We start from the raw sequence: 7,848 nt of genomic DNA, 5'->3' as shown, positions 1-7,848 counted from the left end.
GTGACAAGGTCATCCGCACGATGGGCTGGCGTCGCGTCGCGGAGCGGGAGCTGCCCACCCTCGCGCCCGAGACCCGTCAGTACCTCCAGGCGTATGCCGACGGCGTCAACGCGTACATCAAGAAGGCCGGGTCGCCGGAGAAGATGTCGCTGGAGTACACCGTGCTCGCGCGCCGCAACCCCGGCTACCGCGTCGAGCCGTGGACGCCCGTCGACTCGCTCGCCTGGCTCAAGGCCCTGGCGTGGGACCTGCGTGGCGACTACAAGGACGAGCTGGCCCGGGCCCGCCTGTCGCGCACCACGCGGTCGGTCAAGCAGGTGAACCTGCTCTACCCGCCCTATCCCGTCGACCGCAACCAGCCGATCCTCTCCCCGCAGGACTGGCAGCCGGCGTCGGCGCAGACCGACCAGGCCGCGAGCCCCGCGCCGGCGGCCCTGACGGCGATGCGCACCGCGACGGGGGGCGCTGCCGTCGACTCGGCCCTCGCCTCGGTCGACGCGGTCCCGGCCACTCTCGGCCGCGGCGACGGCATCGGCTCCAACTCGTGGGTCGTGTCGGGTGCTCGCACGACGACGGGCAAGCCGCTGCTTGCCAACGACCCGCACCTCGGCCTGGCGATCCCCGGCATCTGGGGACAGGTCAACCTCCAGTGCCGCACGCTGAGCGCCGCGTGCCCGTTCCGTGTCTCGGGCTTCACGTTCTCGGGCCTGCCCGGTGTCGTCATCGGCCACAACGACAAGGTCGCGTGGGGGATGACCAACCTCAGCCCCGACGTCACCGACTTCTACCTCGAGCAGGTCTCCGGGGACTCGTACCTGCGTGACCGGGGCAGCCAGCGGCTCGTGCAGCGCCAGGAGGTCATCAAGGTCGCCGGTGGCGCCGACGTGCCCCTGACGGTGCGCTCCACGGTGCACGGGCCGATCCTCTCCGACGTCGTCCCGGCGATCGACGAGGCCGGTGACCGCAGCGTCGTGCGGGGCGCGCCCCAGACCAACCGGTACGCCGTGTCGCTCGCGTGGACTGCCCTGACCCCGGGCACGACGGCCGACGCGATCTTCGCCCTCGACCGCGCCACGAACTGGTCCGACTTCCGCAAGGCGGCCGCCCTCTTCTCGGTGCCCTCACAGAATCTCGTCTATGCCGACACGGCCGGCCACATCGGCTACCAGGCGCCCGGCAAGATCCCGATCCGGCCGTCCGCGACGCCGGGGGCGCCTCCCGGCTTCTGGCCCGCTCCCGGCTGGGACTCGCAGTGGGACTGGAAGGGCTACGTCCCGTTCGACGAGTTGCCGAACTCCTTCGACCCCACCGAGGGCTTCATCGTCACGGCCAACCAGGCCGTCACGGCGAGCCCCACCCCGTTCCTCACCTCGGAGTGGGACTACGGCTTCCGGGCCCAGCGCATCCGCACGCTGCTCGCCTCGACCCCGAAGGTCTCGGCGGCGACGATGTCGCAGATCCAGGGTGACACCCGCAACACGTACGCCCCCGGCCTCGTCGAGCGGCTGCTCGCCGTGCAGGTCGACGACTTCACCGCCCAGGCCCAGCGTCTGCTGCGCGACTGGGACGGCAGCCAGCCCAACGACAAGTCCCGCGATGCGGCGTCCGCGGCGTACTACAACGCCGTGTGGAAGTACCTCCTCCAGTACACCTTCGACGAGCTCCCGCCCGACATCGCGCCCGACGGCGGCAGCCGGTGGATGGTCGTCATGGAGCAGCTGCTCAAGGACCCGAAGAACGACTGGTGGGACGACAAGACGACCCCGGGTGTCACCGAGGGCTCCGGCGAGATCCTCAAGCGGGCGCTCGTCGAGGCCCGTCTCGACCTCGCGCGGGAGCTCGGCAAGGTCCCCGCGACGTGGCGGTGGGGTCGCCTGCACCAGCTCGACCTCAAGCACCAGGTGATGGGCACCGACGGGGTGCCCACGGTCATCCAGAACTTCTTCGACCGCAACGGCATCGAGCTCGGCGGTGGCAACTCCATCGTCGACGCCACCTCCTGGAACGCCTCGAAGCCCGGCTATGGCGTGACCACCGGCCCGTCGATGCGCATGATCGTCGACCTGGGCAACCTCGACGCCTCCCGGTGGGTCAACTCCACCGGTCAGTCCGGTCACGCCTACGACGACCACTACTCCGACCAGGTCGACGCGTGGGCTGCCAACGAGACCTTCGCGTGGCCRTTCAGCCCGGCGGCGGTGCGCGACGCGACCGACGAGGAGCTGACCCTCGTGCCGCCGTCGCCGTCCGCGGCTCCCTGAGGTCACCCGTCACGAGCGCGTATGCCGGGTGCTGGCCCTCTCAGCGCAGGCGCACCACGCGTCCGGTGGTCGTCACGAACCCGTCGACGGGCACGTCATGGGCGTCGGCAGGCAGGTCGACGTCGCTCTGCTCACCCTCGTGCAACAGCGTGATGACCGGCACGGAGGGGTCGCGATGGAGCAGGGCGCGGTCGTAGCAGCCGCCACCCTGCCCGAGGCGTGTGCCGTGGAGGTCGACGGCGAGTCCGGGTGTCACGACGAGGTCGCACGTGGCGAGGGCGTCGGTGCCGAGCCAGCCGTCCCGCTCGTGCGGGTCCGGCTGGTGCCCACCGTGGCTCGGGCGGCGCACGGTGGCGTCGTCGCCCTCGGTGCCCGGGACGGCATACCTCCACTCGAGCGTGAAGTCGTCGAGCACGACGGGCACGATGACCTCGTGGCCCGCCCCCAGCAGCGCCTCGACGAGGCGGCCGGTGGGCGGCTCGTCCGGCAGCGACTCGTAGACGGCCACCCGGCCGGGATCGGGCACGAACCGCAGCACGGCGTCGGCGATCAGGGCCGGTGCGGCGGCGTCCATCCGGCGCGCGAGCTCACGCCGGCGGGCCCGAGCCGCGTGACGCAGGTCACGCTTGGAGGGCGTCGTCACGGCGAACCAGTTGCCGAGACCGCCCAGACGTGCATGGACGCCATCGTAAGGTGAGGCCATGACTGACCAGGCCCTGAACGCTTCCGTCGACCTGATGAGCCGGCGTGGCCTGGGACCCGAGGCCATTCGTGTCTTCACCCACTACTTCGAGCAGCTGCAGGCCGGGGCGCAGGGGACGATCTCGGAGGACTCCATCGAGCCCCTCGGCGACATCCAGACCCTGGGTGAGGTGAAGGTCAGCGACGAGGAGGTCCGCGCGGCCCTGGCGAAGACCGCGGTCATCAAGCTGAACGGCGGCCTCGGCACCGGCATGGGCATGACCGGGGCGAAGTCCGCGCTCGAGGTCAGGGACGGCCTGACCTTCCTCGACATCATCGCGCTGCAGGTGCTCGCGCTGCGCAAGCGGTGGGGTGTCGAGCTGCCGCTCGTGCTGATGAACTCCTTCCGCACGTCGCAGGAGTCGCTCGACATCCTCGCCAAGTACCCCGACCTGCCGGTCGAGGGGCTGCCGCTCGACTTCATCCAGAACGCCGAGCCCAAGCTGTGCCCCGACGGTCTGATGCCGGTGCAGTGGCCGAAGGACCCCGAGCTCGAGTGGTGCCCGCCAGGTCACGGCGACATCTACGTCTCCCTCGTCACGTCGGGCGTGCTCGATGCCCTGCTCGAGAAGGGGATCCGCTACGCGTTCCTCTCCAACTCCGACAACCTCGGCGCCACGTGCGACCCCGACGTCGCGGCCTGGATGGTCGAGCAAGGCCTGCCGTACGTCGCCGAGGTGTGCCGCCGCACCAAGAGCGACCGCAAGGGCGGCCACCTCGCGGTGCGCAAGTCCGACGGCCGCATCGTGCTGCGCGACACGGCCATGGTCGCCGAGGGCGAGGAGCGCTTCTTCCGCGACATCAAGCGACACAGCACCTTCAACGCCAACAACCTCTGGATCGACCTGGAGGTCCTGCGCGAGCGCATGACGGCCAAGCAGGGCGTCCTCGGCCTGCCGATCATCGTCAACCGCAAGAACGTCGACCCGGCCGACCCCAGCTCGCCCGAGATCATCCAGATGGAGTCGGCGATGGGCACGGCGATCGAGGTGTTCGAGGGCTCGGAGGCGATCCTCGTCCCGCGCACGCGCTTCCGGCCGGTCAAGACGACGAACGACCTGCTCGTCATCCGGTCCGACTTCTTCTCGCTCGACGACGACTACCACGTCGTCGCGGCCGTCGACGGGCCCGAACCGTTCGTCGACCTCGACTCGGCCTACCGCTTCGTGTCCGGCTTCGAGAAGCGCTTCCCCAAGGGCGTGCCGTCGATGCGGGACTGCACGAGCCTGCGCGTCATCGGTGACCCCGTCTTCGGTCGGAACGTTCGCTGCATCGGCGAGGTCCTCATCGACGGCTCCCGTCGCGTCCTCGACGATGCCGTGCTCGGCGAGCTGCCCGGGCCGGCAACCACACCCGCCTCGACGTCGGGCGGCCTGCGCACCGTCGACGAGCACCTCAGGGCGATCCTGTCGACACTCGAGCCGTCGCCGACCGTGTGGACGCCGCTCACCGAGGCCCTCGGCCTCGCCGTGGCGCGGGACGTCCGCTCGAAGATCGACCTCCCGGGCTTCGACAACTCGTCGATGGACGGGTATGCCGTCCGCTCCGAGTCGCTCGCCGGCACCGGCGAGGCGCCGGTGCGGCTGCGGATCGTCGGCGAGATCGCGGCCGGGGACGACCCGAGCTTCTCGGTCGGGCCGGGAGAGGCCGCCAGGATCATGACCGGTGCCCCGATCCCCGAGGGGGCGGACGCGGTCATCGCCGTCGAGGACACGGACGGTGCCGCCACGGGTGAGGTGGAGTGTCGCGCGGCCGTGTCGCCCGGCCGTTACGTCAGGCCGTGTGGCGAGGACGTCGCCTCGGGCTCGACCATCGTCGCCGCCGGCGAGGTCGTCGGCGCCCGGACCATCGCCCTGCTGGCGGCCTGCGGGCACGCCGGCGTCGAGGTGCACCGTCGGCCGCACGTCGTCGTGCTCTCGACGGGTTCCGAGCTCGTCCAGCCGGGCCAGCCGCTGGGACCCGGCCAGATCCACGACTCGAACTCGGCGATGCTCTGGGCGGCAGCCGTCGGTGCCGGCGCGTCAGCCGAGATCCGCGCCGCCGTCGGCGACTCGGAGGAGGAGCTGCTCGCCGCGCTGGACGAGATCGTCACCGAGGCCGACGTCGTCATCACCAGTGGCGGTGTGTCGATGGGTGCCTTCGACGTCGTCAAGGGCGCGCTGCGTGGGAAGGGTGTCGAGTTCGTCAGGGTCGCGATGCAGCCCGGCAAGCCGCAGGGCTTCGGCCTGCTGGCCGGTCCCGACGGCAGGCAGGTCCCGCTCTTCGCCCTGCCGGGCAACCCCGTCTCGTCCTTCGTCTCGTTCGAGGTCTTCGTGCGTCCGGCGTTGCGTCGGCTCATGCGGCTGACACCGGAGAAGCGCCGCATGCGCCCAGCCACGCTCATCTCGGGGGTCGAGTCCTTCGCCGGCCGGCGGCAGTTCGGCCGGGCCGTGGTGTCCCGCTCGACTGAGGGCACGCTCGTCGCCGCCCCGGTGGCGGGTCAGGGGTCGCACTTCGTCGCCGACCTCTCGCGTGCCAACGCCCTCTTCGTGGTGCCCGAGGACGTCACCGAGCTCGTCGCCGGCGAGGTCGTCGACGTCCTCGTCCTCGACAAGGACGCCTGATGTCCGAGGGCGAGCAGCCGCGTGAGGCCCCCGGCCTGACATCTGGTCTGACCCACGTCCGCGCCGATGGCAGCGCACACATGGTCGACGTGTCGGCCAAGGCCGTGACCGCGCGCCAGGCCAGTGCGGCCGGACGGGTGCTGCTCAGCGCCGACGCCGTGTCGGCCCTGCGGTCGGGACGTGTCCCCAAGGGTGACGCCCTCGCGGTGGCCCGCATCGCCGGCATCCAGGCGGTCAAGCGCACGCCCGAGCTCATCCCGCTCGCCCATCCGATCGCGGTCCACGGTGTCGAGGTCGACGTCACCGTGGCCGACGACGGCGCCGACATCACGGCGACGGTGCGCACCGCGGACCGCACCGGCATCGAGATGGAGGCCCTGACGGCGGTGTCCGTCGCCGCGCTCGCCCTCATCGACATGGTCAAGGCCGTCGACAAGCACGGCCGCATCACCGACGTGCGGGTGACGGCCAAGTCCGGCGGCCGTTCGGGGGACTGGCATGAGTGAGGATGTGGGGGCGGGCCGCCGAGCCGTCGTCGTCACGGTCTCGACGCGCGCCGCGGCCGGCGTCTACAAGGACACGTCCGGGCCGGTCATCGTGCGTCGGCTCAAGCTCTGGGGCTTCAAGGTGGGCTCGCCCGTCGTCGTGGCCGACGGGGACGACTTCGGGATGGCTCTGCGCGAGGTCCTCGCCAGCGAGCCCGATCTCGTGCTGACGACCGGAGGCACCGGCCTCACCCCGACCGACGCGACACCCGAGCAGACGATGCCCCTGATCGACCGTCTGGTGCCGGGGGTGGCCGAGGCGATCCGCGCGGCCGGTGTCGCCAAGGGCGTCCCGACGGCCATGCTCTCCCGAGGCCTCGTCGGACTGGCCGGGCGCACCCTCGTCGCGAACCTCCCGGGGTCACGCGGCGGCGTGTCGGACGCGCTCGACGTGCTGGAGCCGGTCCTGGGACACGCCCTCGACCAGATCCCCGGCAGTGACCACTGACGTGAGGGCACGGGGACCACTGCGGCACGTGCGGACGGATGCTGTGCGAGCACCCTTCGGCTCACGCCGATGAGGATGCCGTGGCGTCCGCTCCGCGACGGCAGGGCCCCGTGGCCCGTCGTCCTGCGCGACGTGTCCTTCGAGCCGGCGCTCGTGCTGCGCCCGCTGCGCGTCGACGACGAGCGGGACTGGCAGCGCGTGCGACGGGACAACGCGGCATACGTCCGGCCGTGGGAGCCGACGCTCCCGCCGGGCTCGCCCGCTCGCAGGCCGGTGTCCTTCCGGCAGTTCGTCCGCGACCTCGACTCCGAGGCCCGCGCCGACCGGGCGATGCCGTGGTGCATCGACGTCGGCGGCCGCATCGTCGGTCAGGTCCACCTGTTCGGCATCGTGAGGGCCGCCCAGCAGTCCGGTGCGGCCGGCTACTGGCTCGACGAGTCCGTGACCGGGCAGGGCATCGCGACCCGCGCGCTCGCGCTCGCCGTCGACCACGCCCTGGGCGCGGGCGGGCTGCACCGAGTGGAGGTCAACATCCGCCTCGACAACGTGCCGTCGCTGCGGGTCGTCGAACGTCTCGGCCTGCGCGACGAAGGAGTCCGAAAGCGCTTCCTGCACATCGACGGTGCCTGGCGGGACCACCGGAGCTTCGCGGTGACGACCGAGGATCTGTCCGGATCGACCCTCATGACCCGGCTGTCACAGCAGTAACACCAGCCTCTCGGGCGACACGCCACGAATGTCCGAGGCCGTTACCGAACTGCGTCCTACCGTTGGGCACGTGCCCGTCAGCAGCCTCATCTTCGTCGTCATCGTGGCGATCTGGGCGGCCTATCTCGTCCAGCACTGGGCCCGTCGCCGCGAGGATGCGGCCGCCACGCGTTCCGTCGACGGCTTCACCGAGGCCATGCGGGTTCTCGAGAAGCGGCCCGTGCTGCCGGCCACCGAGCTCAGCACGCCCCGCCCCCACTCGTATGCCGTCAAGCCCGCCGGCGTCGGCCGCCCCACCGTCGACGTCAAGCGGGCCGTCCCCGCGGGCAGCGGGCGCCGACCCTCGCCGCTCGTCGCCCGCCGCGGGGAGCGGGTCGTGACGGCCTCGCTTCCGTCGGGCGGACGCGGCGACCACCGCTACACCGACCACGCCCCCAACGCCGCCGAGGTGGACCGCATGCCCGAGTCAGCGCGCCAGACGAGCCGCGGGGCCCAGCCCCGCCCCGGGCGTCCCGCGGGTGCCGCGGGTCACGCCCCGGCCC

7 protein-coding genes are annotated in these 7,848 nt (G+C 71.7%); 6 read left to right on the top strand and 1 reads right to left on the bottom strand.

Translation table 11 applies throughout. The features are described from left to right. Nucleotides 1-2,261 (top strand): penicillin acylase family protein (locus AC1DP0_RS14380; protein WP_478085231.1); only part of this gene is annotated, 2,261 nt, incomplete at its 5' end. 40 nt (nucleotides 2,262-2,301) lie between these two features. On the opposite strand, the gene AC1DP0_RS14375 is transcribed toward AC1DP0_RS14380, so the two are convergent. Continuing rightward, entirely contained in the window at nucleotides 2,302-2,964 is a 663-nt protein-coding gene (locus tag AC1DP0_RS14375; RefSeq protein ID WP_478085230.1) for a 5-formyltetrahydrofolate cyclo-ligase, read from the bottom strand. On the opposite strand from AC1DP0_RS14375, the gene AC1DP0_RS14370 reads away from it, so the two are divergent. The 5 genes from AC1DP0_RS14370 to AC1DP0_RS14350 form a co-directional block, all read left to right on the top strand. Next, entirely contained in the window at nucleotides 2,963-5,605 is a 2,643-nt protein-coding gene (locus tag AC1DP0_RS14370; protein WP_478085229.1) for a UTP--glucose-1-phosphate uridylyltransferase, read from the top strand. The genes AC1DP0_RS14375 and AC1DP0_RS14370 overlap by 2 nt on opposite strands. Then, nucleotides 5,605-6,111: a cyclic pyranopterin monophosphate synthase MoaC gene (gene moaC / locus AC1DP0_RS14365; RefSeq protein WP_478085228.1), complete on the top strand. Its 507-nt coding sequence runs from the start codon at nucleotides 5,605-5,607 to the stop codon at nucleotides 6,109-6,111. Before AC1DP0_RS14370 ends, moaC begins: the two co-directional genes overlap by 1 nt. Further along, entirely contained in the window at nucleotides 6,104-6,598 is a 495-nt protein-coding gene (locus AC1DP0_RS14360; RefSeq protein ID WP_478085227.1) for a MogA/MoaB family molybdenum cofactor biosynthesis protein, read from the top strand. Before moaC ends, AC1DP0_RS14360 begins: the two co-directional genes overlap by 8 nt. Before the next feature lie 69 nt (nucleotides 6,599-6,667). After that, nucleotides 6,668-7,306 carry a GNAT family N-acetyltransferase gene (locus tag AC1DP0_RS14355; RefSeq protein WP_478085226.1) on the top strand — a complete coding sequence of 213 codons (639 nt, stop codon included), beginning with the start codon at nucleotides 6,668-6,670 and terminating at the stop codon, nucleotides 7,304-7,306. A 70-nt stretch (nucleotides 7,307-7,376) separates the two neighbouring features. Next, on the top strand, nucleotides 7,377-7,848 hold a 472-nt coding region (locus AC1DP0_RS14350), incomplete at its 3' end, for a hypothetical protein (RefSeq protein WP_478085225.1).

The organism is Terrabacter sp. P5_B1 (assembly GCF_056400505.1).
The sequence above is the reverse complement of the archived record's forward strand: the minus strand, read 5'-3'. Positions and strand labels throughout refer to the sequence as shown.